18 protein-coding genes and 1 tRNA gene are annotated in these 17,690 nt (G+C 58.6%); 8 read left to right on the forward strand and 11 right to left on the reverse strand.

Annotated features, from left to right (window positions below):
• Positions 1-9: 9 nt before the first annotated feature.
• Complete coding sequence (locus PSH86_RS21550) at positions 10-570, reverse strand: GNAT family N-acetyltransferase (RefSeq protein WP_305484804.1); 561 nt, start codon at positions 568-570, stop codon at positions 10-12.
• 253 nt (positions 571-823) lie between these two features.
• On the opposite strand from PSH86_RS21550, the gene PSH86_RS21555 reads away from it, so the two are divergent.
• Positions 824-1,792, forward strand: a complete 969-nt coding sequence (locus tag PSH86_RS21555) for a DMT family transporter (RefSeq protein WP_109754291.1) — start codon at positions 824-826, stop codon at positions 1,790-1,792.
• 16 nt (positions 1,793-1,808) lie between these two features.
• Here the strand turns inward: PSH86_RS21555 and PSH86_RS21560 are convergent, their stop codons facing one another.
• Both PSH86_RS21560 and PSH86_RS21565 read right to left on the reverse strand, forming a co-directional pair.
• Positions 1,809-2,447: a type II toxin-antitoxin system HigA family antitoxin gene (locus tag PSH86_RS21560; RefSeq protein ID WP_109754292.1), complete on the reverse strand. Its 639-nt coding sequence runs from the start codon at positions 2,445-2,447 to the stop codon at positions 1,809-1,811.
• Positions 2,444-2,776 (reverse strand): type II toxin-antitoxin system HigB family toxin, encoded by a 333-nt coding sequence (locus PSH86_RS21565; protein ID WP_109754293.1) that lies wholly within the window; start codon positions 2,774-2,776, stop codon positions 2,444-2,446. Before PSH86_RS21565 ends, PSH86_RS21560 begins: the two co-directional genes overlap by 4 nt.
• Positions 2,777-2,931: 155 nt before the next feature.
• Here PSH86_RS21565 and PSH86_RS21570 point away from each other — a divergent pair, with 155 nt between their 5' ends.
• Complete coding sequence (locus PSH86_RS21570; RefSeq protein ID WP_109754294.1) at positions 2,932-3,282, forward strand: hypothetical protein; 351 nt, start codon at positions 2,932-2,934, stop codon at positions 3,280-3,282.
• A 43-nt stretch (positions 3,283-3,325) separates the two neighbouring features.
• Here PSH86_RS21570 and PSH86_RS21575 read toward each other — a convergent pair whose 3' ends face one another.
• From PSH86_RS21575 to PSH86_RS21590, 4 genes are all read right to left on the reverse strand, one after another.
• Positions 3,326-4,282 carry a 2-hydroxyacid dehydrogenase gene (locus PSH86_RS21575; protein WP_305484807.1) on the reverse strand — a complete coding sequence of 319 codons (957 nt, stop codon included), beginning with the start codon at positions 4,280-4,282 and terminating at the stop codon, positions 3,326-3,328.
• A gap of 189 nt (positions 4,283-4,471) precedes the next feature.
• Positions 4,472-5,230, reverse strand: a complete 759-nt coding sequence (locus PSH86_RS21580) for an SDR family oxidoreductase (RefSeq protein ID WP_109754296.1) — start codon at positions 5,228-5,230, stop codon at positions 4,472-4,474.
• Between the two features lie 41 nt (positions 5,231-5,271).
• The gene (locus tag PSH86_RS21585; RefSeq protein ID WP_109754297.1) at positions 5,272-5,964 is read right to left on the reverse strand and encodes a fumarylacetoacetate hydrolase family protein; all 693 of its coding nucleotides are present in this window, start codon (positions 5,962-5,964) and stop codon (positions 5,272-5,274) included.
• 101 nt (positions 5,965-6,065) lie between these two features.
• Positions 6,066-7,415 (reverse strand): MFS transporter, encoded by a 1,350-nt coding sequence (locus PSH86_RS21590; protein ID WP_109754298.1) that lies wholly within the window; start codon positions 7,413-7,415, stop codon positions 6,066-6,068.
• A gap of 571 nt (positions 7,416-7,986) precedes the next feature.
• Between PSH86_RS21590 and PSH86_RS21595 the strand changes: the two genes are divergently transcribed.
• The 3 genes from PSH86_RS21595 (at position 7,987) to PSH86_RS21605 (ending at position 10,460) form a co-directional block, all read left to right on the forward strand.
• A complete protein-coding gene (locus PSH86_RS21595; RefSeq protein ID WP_116833128.1) occupies positions 7,987-8,922 on the forward strand; it encodes an AraC family transcriptional regulator in 936 nt (311 codons plus the stop codon).
• 75 nt (positions 8,923-8,997) lie between these two features.
• Positions 8,998-9,474, forward strand: coding sequence for a GNAT family N-acetyltransferase (locus PSH86_RS21600; RefSeq protein WP_116833129.1), 477 nt, complete (start codon positions 8,998-9,000; stop codon positions 9,472-9,474).
• Positions 9,475-9,644: 170 nt separating this feature from the next.
• The gene (locus PSH86_RS21605) at positions 9,645-10,460 is read left to right on the forward strand and encodes a DUF1206 domain-containing protein (protein WP_249016500.1); all 816 of its coding nucleotides are present in this window, start codon (positions 9,645-9,647) and stop codon (positions 10,458-10,460) included.
• Between the two features lie 6 nt (positions 10,461-10,466).
• Here PSH86_RS21605 and PSH86_RS21610 read toward each other — a convergent pair whose 3' ends face one another.
• Both PSH86_RS21610 and PSH86_RS21615 read right to left on the reverse strand, forming a co-directional pair.
• On the reverse strand, positions 10,467-10,970 hold the full coding sequence (locus tag PSH86_RS21610) for a nuclear transport factor 2 family protein (RefSeq protein ID WP_232200305.1): 504 nt from the start codon (positions 10,968-10,970) through the stop codon (positions 10,467-10,469).
• A gap of 275 nt (positions 10,971-11,245) precedes the next feature.
• Positions 11,246-11,335: transfer RNA gene (locus PSH86_RS21615), tRNA-Ser, on the reverse strand.
• Positions 11,336-11,642: 307 nt separating this feature from the next.
• Here PSH86_RS21615 and PSH86_RS21620 point away from each other — a divergent pair.
• The 3 genes from PSH86_RS21620 to PSH86_RS21630 all read left to right on the forward strand — a co-directional run bounded on the left by PSH86_RS21620 (position 11,643) and on the right by PSH86_RS21630 (position 14,537).
• Entirely contained in the window at positions 11,643-12,332 is a 690-nt protein-coding gene (locus PSH86_RS21620) for a crotonase/enoyl-CoA hydratase family protein (protein WP_109754346.1), read from the forward strand.
• A 375-nt stretch (positions 12,333-12,707) separates the two neighbouring features.
• A complete protein-coding gene (locus tag PSH86_RS21625) occupies positions 12,708-13,430 on the forward strand; it encodes a 1-acylglycerol-3-phosphate O-acyltransferase (RefSeq protein ID WP_109754347.1) in 723 nt (240 codons plus the stop codon).
• A gap of 135 nt (positions 13,431-13,565) precedes the next feature.
• Complete coding sequence (locus tag PSH86_RS21630; RefSeq protein ID WP_092204682.1) at positions 13,566-14,537, forward strand: magnesium and cobalt transport protein CorA; 972 nt, start codon at positions 13,566-13,568, stop codon at positions 14,535-14,537.
• Positions 14,538-14,721: 184 nt separating this feature from the next.
• Here the strand turns inward: PSH86_RS21630 and PSH86_RS21635 are convergent, their stop codons facing one another.
• Together PSH86_RS21635 and PSH86_RS21640 are read right to left on the reverse strand one after the other, a co-directional pair.
• Positions 14,722-15,456 (reverse strand): amidotransferase, encoded by a 735-nt coding sequence (locus tag PSH86_RS21635; RefSeq protein WP_305484814.1) that lies wholly within the window; start codon positions 15,454-15,456, stop codon positions 14,722-14,724.
• Between the two features lie 89 nt (positions 15,457-15,545).
• Entirely contained in the window at positions 15,546-17,690 is a 2,145-nt protein-coding gene (locus tag PSH86_RS21640; RefSeq protein ID WP_305484816.1) for a 3-hydroxyacyl-CoA dehydrogenase NAD-binding domain-containing protein, read from the reverse strand.

Genomic DNA, 17,690 nt, shown 5'->3' on the forward strand with positions numbered 1-17,690 from the left:
ACGTGGGAATCAGGTGTTCGATAAAGCTTTCGCTTTAAGCCATCCCTCACGCGTCATTTCCCAAACTTCCTTGAGCAATGTCCCACAGACAAAGTCCCCCTGCTGCGTCCCGATCATGCGCATGCCTTCGCGCTCCGAAATCCTGCGCGAAGCATCATTGCCCACCGCCTTGGGGACCTGCATGACGGGACGCTCCAGCGTTTCAAACCAATAGGCGTTGATCGTCTCGCACGCTTCGCTCATGTAGCCTTTCCCCTGCCATTGCGGCGCCAGCCAGAAACCCCGGTTGTTGCCGGGCTGGTCGTACAGGCTGATGCTGCCGATGCTCTGTGCCGGATTTTCGGCAAGACGGATCATCCAATGCCACTCGCGTCCGGCTGCAATCGCGCGGAGCGCATGGTCGCGCACGTACGTCAACGCACCGTCATCCGGGTAAGGCCAGGGCACGCGCCTATCCAGGTAACGGACCACTTCCCAGTGTGGAAATAACCGTTGAATCGCCGGCGCATCCGTCAGTTCAAGTGGGGTGAGGATGAGGCGGTGGGTTTGGAACGTGGGGATGGCTTCCAAGATGAATTCCTTTTCTAACGTTTTACGTCCAGGGGAACTTCCCTATCGAAATTACTCGTTGACCTGCAGAACGGATGTCGGAAAAACCAGGTTGCACATCCAATCATGTCACTTCGCGGCCTACACTGGATGCGCTCAGCCCCATTGAACCGCATAAGGACATCACCTTGCGACAACTTACCCTCAGCGACAAAAAACTCCGAGGTACCCCCTTTAAAGTCGACGTTCATTGGTGGTTTGACGGGGAATCCGCGTGACAGTGAAGCCCCACTCAAACCTCATCGCCGGATTGGCCCTCGCAGTCGTCGCGACGCTGAGCTGGGCGTTGAACTTCATTGCGCCCTACGTCACCGGCGCCTACACGATCTATGACTTGATGATCGTCCGGTTCCTGATCGCCGGCACGCTGGGGCTGGGTGTCGTGCTGCTCTATCGCGCCCAACTTCGGCTCCTGCGCCGCGATCAAGTGCTTCTGGCCGCCGGCCTGGGCGTGATCGGCTACCTTGGCTATAGCGCCTGCATCGCCGCCGGCATCATCTTCGGCGGGCCGGTGCTGACCCCAGCCTTCATTGGAATGGTGCCGGTCTTGCTGGCACTGCTGGGCAACGCCACGACCAAGACCCTCCAATGGCGAAAGCTGGCGATCCCACTGGTTTTCTTGACGGTTGGTTTGCTGCTATCGAATCTCGGCGCCATCCATCAACCCGTTGCAAGCGATGGCTCGTGGCTGATGGGCTTGTTGTTTTCAATCGGTGCCGTGCTCCTGTGGCTCGCCTTCAGTTGGTTGAACCAGCGCGCCCTGCTAACGCTGCCACCCCACGCGGCAGGCGCATGGACGGGCCTGATGATGGCTGGCGCCGGAATCGGTACCTTGTGCTTGTTACCGGCGGTACAAACGCTCGACCTGCTCAAACTGCCGAGCCTGGGTTTTGGTGTCTCCGTTGCGGGGGATTTATATCTCTGGGGTTTCGTGATTGCGCTGATGTCATCCGTTGTCGGGGCCTGGGCCTGGAACGCCGCGTCCCGGCGTTTGCCCATGGTGCTTTCCGGACAATTGATCGCCCTGGAGTCGCTGTTCGCGACGCTACTTGGCTTGTGGTTTCATGGTCGGCTGCCGACACTTCTGGAGATGTCAGGTCTTGCGGCTGTGCTTGTGGGAGTGATCATGGGGGTGCGGATCATCCTCAATTCCCGTGGATCGACAAGCGACCCTGCCCCTTGATCAGCAGACGATTGCCCTACTCCTTGTCTGGCTCTTTGACTGTCTTTCTGCGGGCCTTCGAAGCCATCACTTTGTATTCACCGGCGCCGGCCTCTTCCACTGAATGTGCAACCATGGAGTCACTGCGAAAACGGTCATACGTTGAGGTTTTCCTGACGGGAAGACGAACAGTTTCGATATGAGCCGCCTCTGCCGGGCCTGCGGTCAAGAAAGCACTCGGCTCCATCGCAAACCGCTCTGCCAGCGCGTACGCCATCTTGTGGCTGATAGGCCGATCGCCATTGAGGACCTTGGACACTGCCGTCTTATCGCCGATTTCAGGAAGGTCTGAACCCGTGAGCCCGTGCGTCTCCATCAGATCCTTGATCAATTGCACAGGCGTGCAGGTCGCCTCAAAAGCAGCATTCGATTCGCGAAACTGGTCGGAGTCGCGCTGGTAGGCCAGGATTTCATCCTCGAGTTCAACGAGAACTCTCTCCTCGGTCTTGCTCAGTTCGCGCCCGTCGGTGAGCTCATCGAGCAAATCGGTCGCACGCTCATAGTCGGCAGGGGTCTTGATGCCATGCACAAACTCACCGCGCAGGCGATCCAGTACGGCGTGTAGTTCGCCAAGCGTTGCGATCACGGTTTGAAAGTCGTTCCGGGCTGCGCTCATCGTCTTACCCCTTTGTTTCTTGCATACCAGACATTGGCAACGTCGTAATCGGCATGCGTGTAGATGTGTTTGACGTAGAACTTCTGCCGGGCGTAGTTGACTCCGCCTATCACCCTGAGGTTATTGCCACCTACGTCGATCACCACCCAATTCATTACGGCTCTGGGCTTGAACAAGTCGACACCGTGCGTACCGAAAAGCTTTTGCAGGTCCGCGAACGCCTTGGGGCGAGCCATCTTCAAAATGCGCAGGCAACGATCAAGCCCGGCCTTGTCGTTTGGGTACAAAATCGCAGCGTCGTCAAAACGTGATGGCGTGAGTATATCCATGGGCGTCCTTGTCTTTGAGCCGATGGTACTCTGGTTGTGTTTTTTCACAACTACGGTTTATTGGCGGCAACTGGACTCATACTGTGGCAAGCAGACGATTGGGCCGGCAGCATTGGGCCATACGGGTTATCACCTACACATCCCGAGACAAAAACATGAACCCTGTCGACCCGACCCGCCTGAAAATCTGGCAAGCCCTTTCATCTCTCTTCCTGGATACCGAGATCGACGAGTTGACCTACGATTACATCGCTCGCGTGGTCGTTGAAACCGATTATTCGCCAAAGGAAATCCACAGCATCCTGTGGAATGAAGTATTCCCGGTGCTCGAAGCCAACCTCAGGTCCGTTGCGGGTGAATGGGCGGGATGGACGGATGAGTGGCTGCTGGAGCACCTCAGTGCAAGCGATGGGATTGAGCCCAGGAAAGGCCGCGGCAGCATTGCCAAGGAGATTGTCAGGTGTTGGAGCCAGGTCGCGACGCGGCTCCCACCCGGATATGACTGACGCGATGCATCGCCCCTTCAAGCTTCCCTGAAGAGGCACCCGTTCAACCCGTCACACACCCCAACGGCACCTTCCCGGCAAAACTATCCACCAGACTCGCCACCACCATCTCCCCCATCCGCGTGCGGGTCTGCAACGTCGCACTCGCGCGGTGCGGTTGCAGCACCACCTGCTCACTGCCGAACAATGCCTCGGGCACATGCGGCTCATCGACAAACACATCCAGCGCCGCGCCGGCAATGTCACCAGAAGTCAGCGCCGCCACCAGATCAGCCTCGTTGACCAGTTTGCCCCGAGCCACGTTGATCAGGTACCCACCCTTGCCCAAGGCGCGCAGCACCTCGGCATCGATGATGGCTTCGGCCTTGTCGGCGGCGGCCGCGAGGATCAGGGCGTCGCTGTCGCGGGCCAGTTGCTTGAGGTCGGCGACGTAGGTGTGGTTCACGTCGCTCATGGGCTGCAGGTCGGTGTAGCTGATCGGACAACCGAACGCGGCAGCGCGGGTTGCCACGGCGCGACCGACCCGGCCCATGCCGACGATGCCGATGCGCATGCCGGATACTTGGCGGGCCAATGGCAGTGGGGCCAATGGCGTCGGGCTCTGGGGCCATTGGCCGGAGCGCACGTAGCGATCACTGGTGCAGAGGCCGCGGCACACGGCAATCAATAAGCCGATGGCCAGGTCGGCAACGTCTTCGGTCAGCGCGCCAATGGTGGCGGTCACGCGGATTCCGCGATCCCTGGCGTAGGCCAGGTCAACGGCATCGGTACCGACGCCGTTGACCGCCACCACTTCCAGCTTGGGCAGTTGTGCCATGAGCACCTGGCTGATGCCGGTGTGCCCGCCAGTGATCACGCCACGAATATTGGCACCGTGCTCTTGTAGATAGGCTTGTTTGTCGGCCTGTTCGAAATAGCGCCGCACCGTGAACAATTCGTTGAGCCGGGCGTTGATTTCAGGGATCAGAATCGGGCTGAGCTGCAAGACTTCTGGCTTCATGTAGACCTCGTAACGAAATAGGAAAAAACTGATTCAAGCGCAATCAAGACGTGCTCGAACCAATGTGGCGAGGGAGCTCGCTCCCGCTGGGCTGCGCAGCGGCCCCACTTCTTTTTGAGCGCTTCGCGCTCAAGCAGGAACAACCTCCCTCGCCACGGATGCGCGTCCTCAAATGAACAGCACGCCGGCTCAACCGCGACCGGCAAACGGCATGGCCGTGGCCATGACTGTCATGTTCAAAACGTTGGCCGACAACGGCAGGCCGGCGATGTAGCGCACCGCGTCGGCCACGTGCTTGACGTCCACCATCGGCTCCACAGCGATGGTGCCGTTGGCCTGGCGTACGCCTTTGGTCATGCGCACCGACATTTCGGTGAGGGCGTTGCCGATGTCGATCTGGCTGCAGGCAATGTTGTATTCACGCCCGTCCAGGGCCAGGGATTTGGTCAGCCCCAGCACTGCGTGTTTACTGGCGGTGTAGGCACTGCTGAATGGCCGCGGAGTGTGGGCCGAAATCGAACCGTTGTTGATGATCCGTCCACCCTGGGGCTGTTGTCGGCGCATCAGGCCGAAGGCGCCACGGGCGCAGAGGAAGACACCGTTGAGGTTGGTGTCGATCACGTTTCGCCACTGCTCGAACGTCAGCTCATCCAGCGGCACGGCAGGCGCGTTGACCCCGGCGTTGTTGAACACCACGTCGAGGCGTCCGTAGACCTCGGCGATGGTTGCAAACAACCCATCGACACTGGCCGGATCACGCACATCGGTGGGCACCGCCAAGGCTTCGCGGCCCTGGCTGGCCGCCAATTCGGCCAATGCTTGCAACGGTTCTGGACGGCGGCCGGCCAATACCAGCGTGTAGCCGTCTTCCATCAGGCCCAGGGCCACCGCACGGCCAATCCCGCTGCCGGCACCGGTCACCAAGGCCACTTTCAATGTGTTGGACATGTGGGTTCTCCCCTCTCGAAATCAGTAAGACAAACGCGGACTCAAGGTCGCGGACCAACGCGCATTTCCAGTTGACCGATGCCGTCGATGCCGGCGCTGATGACATCGCCCGGCTGTAGCACATCGACGCCGGCCGGGCTGCCGGTCATGATCAGGTCGCCGGCCCGCAGCGCCACCGACTGGGAGATGCGGGCGATGACTTCACTGACCGACCAGATCTGACTATCGAGGCTGTCGCGCTGGCGCTCTTCGCCGTTCACGTTCAGCCACAACTCGCCTTCGGGGTGCCCCGCCCGCGAGACCGGCACGATGGCGGTCATTGGCGCGGCGCCGTCGAACACCTTGGCGCCCTCCCACGGCAAACCGTTGCGCTTGGCCATGCGCTGGACGTCACGCCGGGTCAGATCCAGGCCGGCGGCATAACCCCAGACATAGGCCAGCGCCTGGCTTTCCGGGATATGAGCGCCGCCCTCGCCGATGGCCACGACCAGTTCGATTTCGTGGACAAACTCCTCGGTCACCGATGGAAACGCCACTTCGCCGACCGCCTCCACCACGCTGCTGGCAGGTTTCATGAAAAACACCGGTGGCACCCGGGACTCACCCTGGGTATCAGGCCAAGGGTAGTTGCGACCGACGCAAAAGACCCGGCCGACGGGAAAACGCTGTTGGGTGCCGACAACCGGCAAGGTCACTGGCAGGTCCGGGGTAAAGACATACTCGAGCATGTTCATCCTGATAAAAGTCCTGTTGGAAGCGTCAGCGTACGGCGGCAATCCGCGGCGAAGTTGGAGGAATGCCGCCTCGTGTTGGAGAAAAACGGTTTTTTCCGGGTTCAGCGCGCCTTGAGCTCAATGCGATACAAGCGGCCGAGCAGCAACGAATAGGACAAGGTGCCGACCAGCGCCACACCGCCGATGAACCAGAAGGCCAAGGCAAATGAACCGGTCTTGTGGACGATTGCGCCAATCACGATGGGGGTGACGATGCCGCCGATGTTGGCCGCCAGGCTGGTGATCCCGCCGGTCAGTCCGATCAGTTCCTTGGGCGCCACTTCCGACACCGCCGCCCACGAGGACGAAGCGATGCCCTGGGCAAAGAAGGCAATTGTCAGCACGGCGATGCAGATCACGTTGGAATCGGTGAAATTCACCAGCACGATGGACATGCCCAGCATCGAGCCGACCACCAGCGGCAACTTGCGGGCAAAAGACAGCGAATAGCCGCGACGGATCAGCAGGTCGGAGACGATCCCGGCGAGCAGGATGCCCACCGTCGCGCCCACGAACGGCAGCACGGCGAAGATCCCGGCCTTGATCATGGTCAGTTGACGCTCTTCGATCAGGTACGTGGGGAACCAGGTGAGAAAGAAGTACAGCGCCGACGTGCTGGCGAACTTACCGATGCAAATCGCCCAGACCTGCCGATAGCTGAACAGCTCGGCGATCTGCCGCCAGTTGAACCGCGTGCGCTCTTGACTGCTCTTGACCAGCCCGCCCCCGGCTTCGATGTACTTGAGTTCTTCCTTGCTGACTTTCTTGCAGTTCAACGGGTCGCGATACAGGAACAGCCAGGCCACACCGAAAACGATGCCGAGTGCGCCGGTGCTGTAGAACACATGGCGCCAGTCGTAGGTGGTCGCCAACCAAAGCAGCGCGCCGGTAAACAGCGCCGTGCCCAGGTACTGGCCGCAGACGTAAATGCTGCTGGCCAGGCCCCGCTCACGCGCCGGGAACCACACCGTGACCGCACGGCTGTTGGCCGGGAACGCCGGCGCTTCCATCGCGCCGACCGCCAGGCGCAGGCCGAACAGCGAAGCGAACCCTGTGGCCAAGCCTTGGCACACGGTAACGGTCGACCAACTGATCAGCGACACCCCGTAGGTGAAGCGAGAACCAAAGCGATCGGCGATGAACCCGGCGGGCACCAGCGCAATGGCGTAGGTCCAGGCAAATGCAGAAAAAATCAGGCCCATTTCGATCTTGTCCAGGCCCAGGTCCTTGGCGAGGAATGGTGCGGCAATCGAGATGTTTACCCGGTCGATGTAGTTGATGATCGTTGCGATCAGCAGCAACGACAGCATGAACCAACGCCGACGCGATGGCAGCCGCTGCGGCACTATGGCGTCCCGGGCGCCGGCAATCACCGGCGCGGCGGTGGCCTGGGAGGTGTGGGAATTCGACATGAAAAACCTCGTTATTGTTAGAAGAGTCGAAATGTCTACGAGCAGCCGAAGCCATTGCCCTCGATGCCGGGGCAAAACAATCGCTACTGGAATGAGAGGCGTGGACAGCCGATGTCAGATGTTCGAAAACGCTCTGCAACAGGATCTGTCGAGGGAGGTGCCGGGAGGATCAGCGAGGAATCGAAATAGCTTCATGATGTGCGCACCTTTGGATTTGTTTTTGGATAAGGTCGGGTTGCGTGGCCTCAACAGTGGTCGTACAACCATCCAAAATCAACCAAGGCGTTAGATCATTTTTCCCCGTAAAAACAGCGTCGGAGGAACCTGTCCAAAAAAATCAAATCTGCTGTTTTTTTCATCCTCTTTTTAATTAAATCTAACCATATGTTTTTAAAGAAAAAACTATAGATCCAGTGGCTTATCGTTTTTGGACAGCCGCCCTTCTCCCTCAGGACTGCGAAAATTCACTCACAGCGCCTCATCATCGTATAAGTTCTTGAAAGTCGGCCAGATGCACCGTCACAATCCGCTTCATAGTCGTCGCCATGCACCTGTAGAGGATTCCCAGGAGATGTCAACACCGAGCCGAGTCCCTACCTACGTCATGCAGCAACGCAGCGAATTGACGGACTTTTACATCCGCGACAAAAAGGGCCGGCGCGCCGAAACCAGCCCCCATCGCCACGAGTACTTCCAGATCCAGATCAACCTCGGCGGCGACACCGTGCAGCACATTGGTAACGTCGAGCGCCCGTTTCCACGCAACACCCTGGCCTTCATCCTGCCCCACCGCGTGCATGTGATCCCGCACCCGGCCGAGAGCAATTTCATGGTGATCAATTTTTCCCAGACCTTTCTTCTGCCGCATTTGCAGTGCGACCCAATGGACCTGGAAGAAGTCTCGATTCTGCTGGCGCCCGAACTTTCGCCGTTCCGCTTCCAGGAACACCTGGACTTCATTCTGGGCGATGAGGACTTCGCCAAAGTCTGCGCCCTGATCGAACAGATGCGAGTACTGGACGAGAACCGCCAGTTCGGCACCCGCGAGATGCTCAAGGGCTTGTTGCTGCAACTGATCGGCAGCGTCTGCGCCCTATATGCCGAGCCGCTCAAGCGCCTGGCCGAAGAGAACGCCGCCGAAGTCAGCCGGCGCGATGCCCTGGGCCGGATGTCCGAATACCTGCGCAAGAACATCGCCGACCCCGACCTCAACCTGATCAAGGTGGCAGCGGCGACGTACTTGTCCCCCACGTACCTGACTCACTGGCTGCGCAAGGAAATCGGCAAGACCTTCACCGAGCTGGTACTTGAACGTCGAATGCACGCGGCGCGCAATTACCTGCTCAACGGCACGCGCCCGGTGGGTGAAGTGGCGAGGTTGTGCGGGTTTGCCGACGAAGCTTACTTCTCCCGGCGCTTTCGCCAGATACATGGCCAGCCGCCGGGGCAGTTCAGGCGCCAGCAACTGAATCCGGACAGTCCGCAGTTGCCGTTGAACAATGGCTAGCTGCATTCCACGCCATGAACCGGCATCGTCAGGTTATCTATACTGGCTTCCCGGACGAAAAACAGAGCGTGAATAATGCCCCACAAACCCAATCAAAACTCTCCCGTCATTTTGGTCCCTGCTCAACAAAGCGACGCGGACGCTCTGGTGAGTGTTCGAATCGAGGCCATGCGCGAAAGTCTGGAGCGTGTGGGACGATTTGATCCAATACGCGCACGCGAGCGGTTCCTTAGTGGTTTCGAACCTCGCAACACGCGCCACATAGAGGTGTCGGGAGAGAGGGTTGGATTCGTTGTGGTCAAGCATCACAACAATGAGCTTTTGCTTGACCACTTGTATGTGAAACCAGATTCGCAAGGGTCAGGAACAGGCTCTGCTGTCCTCGACCATATTTTCAAGGAAGCGGATGCGGCCGCGCTCCCGATAAGGGTTGGCGCCCTTAAAGAAAGCGCTTCGAATCGCTTTTATATCCGCCACGGTTTCCAATTCGTCGAAAGCAGTGAGTTCGACAATTATTATGTTCGGCAGAGCGTTAGTGAAACCTCTGGGTAAGTGGCGTTTGAGTTCAGAAAAGACTAGCCATTTCCGGTTTTTATTCCTGGATCAAGCGTCGCTTTTGGGTTGCGCTGTGTGGAAAAGCGAACGGCTCCATGGAAATGCCAATAGAACCCCGCACAACGCCATAGGTCTGCTCCTGTATGACCTATCCGGAATTCAAGCCTATGTCCCCCCACCAAAGCCTGGTTTTACTTGCGCGCGGCGGTTATGCCGCTCGAGGCGTTATTTACCTGATCATCGGCATCTTCGCCTTGCTGGCGGCGCAAGACTCGAGCAAATCGAAAGATAGCCACAGCAGTCTGGAAGTATTGTTAAGCCAGCCATTCGGCCATGCTTTAGTCGGCCTGGTGGTGATGGGTCTACTTGCCTTCGCCGGATGGCGGGTGTTGCAGGCAACCCGTGATGTCGATCATCACGGTAAAGAACCCAAAGGCTTGGTGATTCGGGCAGGCTTGTTGGCGGGAGGTTTGATCAACGGCGCGCTGGCATTTTTTGCGTTGGGTTTGCTGATCAGTGGCCTCAAAAGCTCAGGCGGCTCAGGCGGCGATCAAACCCAGGACCTACTGGCGCGCCTGTTGTCCTGGGATCACTCGAATGTGCTGATTTACCTCATTGCACTGATACCGTTTGGCGTCGGCATTGCTCACATCATCAAGGGCTGGAAGGCGTCGTTCGAGAAGTACTTCGAAGCTGACGAGGACGTCATGCGGTATGTGCGCCCGGTGTCGCGCTTCGGTCTAATCGCCCGTGGCGTCGTCTTCATTGAAATCGCCGTGCTGCTCATCATCAGTGGCTCGACTTATAAAGCCATGGACCCACCCGGCATGAAAGACGCCCTCGATGCACTGCAAAACCTGCCGGCCGGTGGCGTGGTTTTAATGGTCATGGCGTTGGGGCTGATCGCGTTTTCGGTCTACAGCTTTTCCGAAGCGGCCTGGCGCAAGATAAACATGGATGTGCCTGGAATGTCGGGAACATAGCGTTATTTATTGCCGAACAGGTTTTACACGACGCAAAAGATCGTCCAGTACGTAGGTATCCAGAAAGGCGGTTACTTCAGTGACCCGGCCGTCCTTGAAAGTCATGTGCCAGAGGTAGGTGTTGTTGTAGGGCCTTTGATCCAGGGCTGTGGCCTTGCCGTTCCATAGAACGACCACGACATCGTCCTCGGCAATAATGCTTTGGACGGTGGGAGAGATAGGGCTGGCCAGCCGAGCGCTGATCGGCTTAACGGCCCGCTCCATTAAATCGGTCTTGCTGTTATATACAACAGACACCGGGCTTGATCCGGCAACAGTCCATACAGCGTCAGGCGCCAGCAGATCGAACACAGTGCCTTTGCCTTGTTGCCAGTTCGTGAAGGCTTGGCGCACCTGATGTGCATTGGCGTCTTGTGTCATTGTTTCCGACGCGTTAACTGCGCTGATTGAAAATAACAAACACAGTGCGGCAGCCTGAAGGCGCATCGCCGAACTCATCCATATAGTCATGATCTTCTCTCACGCCCGTTGATAGGAGTCTCTTCAAGAGTACCTTAACGGCTTGCGCCTAGAAGTCCGTGCTCAATACTGCTGCGGGGTTGCCTGATACTGTTTGGCGGTGCTCCAACCATTGCAGGCATAACGACCATTGACTTGGGATGGCGCTTCATCAAGAAAAACACCTCGTGGTCCCATATTGTTCCCATATCGCCCTTTTTCAGACGCCAAAAACCACAAACCCCCGACTTTCTCTAGGAAAATCAGGGGTTTGTGTTTGCAGAATGTGGCGGTGAAGGAGAGATTCGAACTCTCGATACAGTTTCCTGTATACACACTTTCCAGGCGTGCTCCTTAAGCCACTCGGACACTTCACCGTATCTCGGCAAACTGTTCAGTCTGTCGAGGCGCGCTAATGTAGTCGAAAGCTTTTCCGATGGCAAAGGTTTTTTTCAGAATTTTCATGTGGTTAAGGTGGTCGGGCATTTCAAACGCCTCGGAGCATGGCAAATCGGCCAATCTCTGGGTTTGTGTCTGCACTGCACTATAGATGAAGGCATGGCCGGTTGGGCGGGCCAGGTTGTTTGTAGGGCCTTGGGCTGACCGGTGAGTCAGTCACGGCGCTTTACCTGGCCTGCGACGGTGGGTAACGTCGGCGTCACTTCTCTTACAAGGAATAGCGTCATGAGCGACTTGATTGCCTACCATCTCGAAGACGGTATCGCGACCCTGACCTTGAACAACGGCAAGGTCAATGCCATCTCGCCGGATGTGATTGCCGCGTTCAACGCTGCGCTGGACCAGGCGACGGCGGATCGGGCGGTGGTGATCATTACCGGGCAGCCGGGGATTTTGTCCGGTGGTTACGATCTGAAAGTGATGACCGCCGGTCCCAAGGAAGCGGTGAGCCTGGTCACCGCTGGCTCGACGCTGGCCCGTCGCCTGTTGTCGCACCCCTTCCCTGTCGTTGTCGCGTGCCCCGGGCATGCTGTGGCCAAGGGTGCGTTCCTGCTGCTGTCGGCGGACTACCGCATCGGTGTGGAAGGACCATTCAGCATCGGCCTGAACGAAGTGCAGATCGGCATGACCATGCACCACGCCGGTATCGAGCTGGCCCGTGATCGCCTGCGCAAGTCGGCGTTTCATCGCTCGGTGATCAATGCCGAGATGTTCAACCCGCAGAGCGCGGTGGATGCCGGTTTCCTCGACAAAGTGGTGTCGGCCGAAGAACTGCAGGGCGCAGCCCTGGAAGCGGCGCGTCAGTTGAAGAAAATCAACATGACCGCCCACAAGAACACCAAGCTGAAGGTTCGCAAGGCCCTGCTGGAAACGCTGGACAGCGCGATTTTGCTGGATCAGGAGCATATGGGCTGACGCTCCCTGGTCACTCAAGGCTTACACGGATCACCGTGGCGAGGGAGCTTGCTCCCGCTCGGCTGCGCCGTAGTCGTAAAAAACTGCATGCCGCTTTTTCATGATGCACTGCGGCGTGTGGTTTTGGGGCTGCTGCGCAGCCCAGCGGGAGCAAGCTCCCTCGCCACGGGGTAGTGACCTTCCTTAAACCCTCAGCACTGGGCATTTTTCCTACACGCCCCGTTTAGAAGTCCGCAACCGCTCTAGGCCGCTTCTGTCGCGCCATGTGGAAACATGCGCTTAAACATCGTCCATTTCCTACCTCTATAGGGGCAATTGCCGAAAACAGTGCACATCCGTACACTGCGCCACCTTTTGTCCCGATGGGGCCTGTAGATGCTGTTTGTATTGCGTATGTCGTTGATGGGCCTGCATTTTGTCCTGGCTGGCGTGCTCGGGGTGATTCTGGGCCTGTGCCGGCCGTTCAATCCGGACAACAGCCGTTTATGCGCAAGGTTGTACGCATTGCCGGCGATGTGCATTTTGCGTTTGCGGGTCCGGGCGCAGGTCGACACGCTGGTGGACAAGCCCAACGGCTGCGTCATCATCGCCAACCACCAATCCAACTATGACCTGTTCATGTTCGGCAACGTGGTGCCGCGCCGGACCGTGTGCATCGGCAAGAAGAGCCTGAAATGGGTGCCACTGTTCGGGCAATTGTTCTGGCTGGCGGGCAACGTCTTGATCGACCGCGGCAACGCGATCAAGGCGCGAAAGTCGATGCTGACCACCACCCATACCTTGCAGCATGAGGACACCTCGATCTGGGTTTTCCCGGAAGGCACGCGCAATCTGGGCGAGGACCTGCTGCCGTTCAAGAAAGGCGCATTCCAGATGGCAATAGCCGCCGGGGTACCGATTATTCCGGTGTGCGTCAGCAGCTACATCAAGCATATGCGCCTCAATCGCTGGCGCAGCGGTGACATCCTCATACGCTCATTGCCGGCAATTCCTACAGCCGGGTTGAGCATGGATGACATGCCCCGGCTCATCGCCCAATGCCGTGAGCAGATGCGCGAGTGCATCGCGACAATGGACCGGCAGTTGCAAGCCGCCTGAATGGAAAACCCGCCTCTCGGCGGGTTTTCTTTTACCGCCGAACTCCGCGGATTTTGCTGACTCTCAAACTACAGGGCGCGTTAAGCTGGACGCTCTCTGTCACTGCCATTTTCCAATAAGAAGTGAACCACCATTATGGGTAGAGTCGTTGCTGCTGCGGTCTACAGCGCCGGAAAGAAAGTCACCAATATTACCCTCGACGAAGGCAGTGCCTGGGCTGCCAAACCTGGTCATTTTGTGTGGATCGGTCTCGAAGAACCCAGCGCCCTGGAGCTGACCAACCTGCAGCGTCAATTCAACCTGCATGAATTGGCGATCGAAGACGCCATGGAAAAACACAGCCGGCCCAAGCTGGAGACCTTTGGCGATGCGCTGTTTATTGTCACGTATTCACCGATACGCAAGGACGGCAAGCTGCAGTTCATCGAAACCCATATCTTTGCTGGCAAGGGTTACATCATCACGGCTCGCAACGGGCACTCAGCGTCCTACGCCCACGTCCGGCAACGCTGTGAGGCACGTCCTCTCTTGCTGAAACACGGGGAAGATTTCGTCCTCTACGCCATCCTCGATTTCGTGATTGAAAACTACCAGCCCATGGGAGAAGCCATTCACGCCGAGATCGATGAGCTAGAGCGCAACGTCATGTGCAGCTCCCTTAACGAGCGGGATATCCAGAACCTGCACAGCTTGCGCCGCGACGTGTTGCGCCTGCGTCGCTACGCGGCGCCGATGGTGGAGATCAGTGAAGAGTTGCAGAGGTTGGACTTCCCCTTCATCGACAAGAACATGAGCCCGTATTTCCGCGATGTACAGATTCATGTCACGCGGCAAATGGAAGACCTGGCGACCCTGGCCGACATCGCCAGCCAGACCATCGAAGTCGGCGTGCTGCTCGAAGCGTCGCGCCAGAGCGTAGTGCAGCGCAAGTTCGCGGCTTGGGCGGCGATCCTGGCGTTTCCCACGGCCGTGGCCGGGATCTATGGGATGAACTTCCAGGACATGCCGGAGTTGAGTTGGCAATACGGCTATTTTGCCGTGCTGGGGGTCATTGCGGTGGGATGCTCCTCGTTGTGGTGGAGCTTCAAGCGATCGGGGTGGTTGTAGGCAAACAATGGGATTTGTGTGGGATTCATCGCGAGCAGGCTCGCTCCCACAAAAGGTAACTCCCAATCCGAAACAACTGTGGGAGCGAGCTTGCTCGCGATGACGATGGCACATCCAACAGAATCGCCAACTGATCCACCGCTATCGCGAGCAGGCTCGCTCCCACATTAGATAGTGGTGATCTTCAGCCTTGGGTGGCTTCGGCCTGTGGCTTGTGAGCAACGAAACGCATCATCCACTCCGCCACCGTGGTGCCATGGTGCTCATGGGCGAGGCTCGCCACGCCCTGGCTGTAGATCTGCTCGCCGAGGTGTTGCTGGCGAATCTCCAGCAAGGCCCGGGAGTAATCGTGGATGAATTCCGGATGGCCCTGGAAGCACAGCACCTGGTCGTTGATGTGGTAGGCGGCGAACGGGCAGAAATCGCTGGAGGCGATGACGGTCGCGCTTTCGGGCAGTTCGGTGACCTGGTCCTGATGGCTGATCAGCAAGGTCAGTTCTTCCATCACCGGGCTCATCCAAGGCGCCTTGGCGGCGAGTTTGTAGCGATGGGTGCCGACACCCCAGCCTTGGGTGGCGCGTTCAGTCTTGCCGCCCAGCAACAACGCCAACAATTGATGACCAAAGCACACGCCCAGCAATTTATCGCCGCGCTGGTAGCGCTCCAGCAAGTAGGTCTTGAGGGTTTGAATCCACGGATCGGTGCCGAAGGAGTCCGCCTTGCTGCCGGTCACCAGATAAGCGTCGAACTGCTCGTCATCTCTGGGGTAATGCCCCTCCATCACGTTGTATACGACGAATTCGGCCGCAATGGGCTGCTGTGAAAACAGACGCTGGAACATCTGCCCGTAACCCTGATATTGGTCGACCAGTTCCGGACGCAGGATATCGGTTTCCAGAATGCAGATGCGTAGCGACATAAAAAATACCTGACACGATGATGGGAATATTGCACACCCCAGAGCCTGCCCTGAAACACGGTTCCAAGGCAAGCCCCTCCCCGGGTCTGTCAGAAAAGTTCATGCCTGGCGGCTTTCTCCAACAACAGGGTCGGCGGTGAGAAGCGCTCGCCGTATTGCTCAGCCAGATACTGGGCGCGGCCGACAAAGTCCTGCAAGCCGTATTGATTGATGAATTGCAGCGCACCGCCGGTCCAGGCCGCGAAGCCGATGCCGAAGATCGAGCCGACGTTGGCATCGGCCGTCGACGTCAGTACGCCCTCCTCCATGCAGCGCACGGTTTCCAGGGCCTGGATGAACAGCAGACGGTCACGGATATCCTGGGGGGAAATCTGCCCACCGGCTTTCTCGAAGCGGCTCTTGAGCAGCGGCCACAAGTACTTTTGCCCATTGGCCGGATAATCATAGAAACCGGCGCCAGCGGCCTTGCCGGGGCGTTTGTATTCGTTGAGCAGCAAATCAATTACGGCGAACGCCGGATGCTCCATCGGCCTTTTCCCTTCTGCACGCAGGTCCTTGGCGGTTTGCGCGCGGATATGGCTCATCAGGCTGAGGGAAACTTCGTCAGAGATCGCCAGAGGCCCGACTGGCATCCCGGCCTTGCGCGCTTCGGTCTCGATCATCGGCGCACTCACGCCCTCGCCGAGCATGGCGATGCCCTCGTTGGTAAAGGTGCCGAATACCCGGGACGTAAAGAAGCCGCGGCTGTCGTTGACCACAATCGGCGTCTTGTTGATCTGCAGGACAAAATCAAAACCCCGGGCCAGGGTCTCGTCACTGGTGCGCATGCCCTTGATGATCTCCACCAAGGGCATTTTTTCCACCGGGCTGAAAAAGTGCAGACCAATGAACTTCGTCGGGTCCGGCACGGCCATGGCCAGGCCGGTGATCGGCAAGGTCGAGGTGTTGGAGGCGATCACCGCATCATGTCCCACCACTACCTGGGCGGCGGCCGACACGCTGGCTTTCAGGGCGCGATCTTCAAACACCGCTTCAATGATCAGGTCGCAACCGGCCAGGTCCGCGTCGCTGTCGGTGGTGCGAATCCGCGCCAACGTAGCTTCGCGCTGCTCGGCGGTGAGTTGGCCACGGGCGACTTTTTTATCCAGCAACGCCGCCGAACGGGCCTTGCCCTTCTCGGCGGCTGCCAGGTCGACATCCTTGAGTACCACGGCAACGCCGGCCACAGCACTGACATAGGCAATACCCGCCCCCATCATGCCCGCGCCGAGCACGCCGACTTTTTTCGTCAGATAAGGCGCAAAACCCTGTGGGCGAGAGCCGCCGGCCTTGATCTCGTTGAGCTGGAACCAGAAGGTACCGATCAGGTTCTTCGCCACCTGGCCGGTGGCCAGTTCGGTGAAGTAGCGGGTTTCGATCAGGTGGGCGGTGTCGAAATCAACCTGGGCCCCCTCCACCGCTACGCAGAGGATTTTCTCCGGAGCCGGCAAACAGCCCTGGGTCTTGTTACGCAAGATCGAGGGGGCGATCGCCAACATTTGCCCGATTTTCGGGTCGGACGGCGTGCCGCCCGGCAGTCGATAGCCCTTTGCATCCCAGGGTTGCACGACGCTGGGGTTGGCAAGAATCCAGGCCCGGGACTTGGCCAGCAGTTCATCCCGATCCCGGGCCAGCTCATCGATCAAACCGGTCTGCAGCGCTTGTTGCGCATTGATCTTCTTACCCTCGAGCAGATACGGCAAGGCATTTTCCAAACCGAGCAGGCGCACCATCCGCACCACCCCGCCACCGCCCGGCAACAAGCCAAGAGTGACCTCCGGCAGACCGAGCTGCACCGATGGCAAGTCCAACGCCACACGATGATGGCAGGCCAGGCAGATTTCCCAACCACCGCCGAGGGCAGCGCCATTGATGGCTGCCACTACGGGCTTGCCCAAGCTTTCCAAGGCACGCAGTTGCGCCTTGAGCAGCAGGACCCTGTCGTAGAAAGCCTTGGCCTCGGACTTGCCGACCTTGACCAGTTCGTTGAGGTCACCACCCGCGAAGAAGGTGTGCTTGGCCGAGGTGATGATCACACCGGCAATCGAGTCCTTTTCTGCCTGCAAACGGGCGACGCAGGCGGCCATGGCCTCACGGTACACCGCGTTCATGGTGTTGGCGCTCTGGCCCGGCATGTCCAGGGTCAGGACGACGATCCGGTCCTGGCCGATTTCGTAACGGATGGCATCGGTCAT

Origin of the sequence: Pseudomonas sp. FP2300, from assembly GCF_030687595.1 — a bacterium.
GTDB classification, from domain to species: Bacteria; Pseudomonadota; Gammaproteobacteria; order Pseudomonadales; family Pseudomonadaceae; genus Aquipseudomonas; species Aquipseudomonas bijieensis.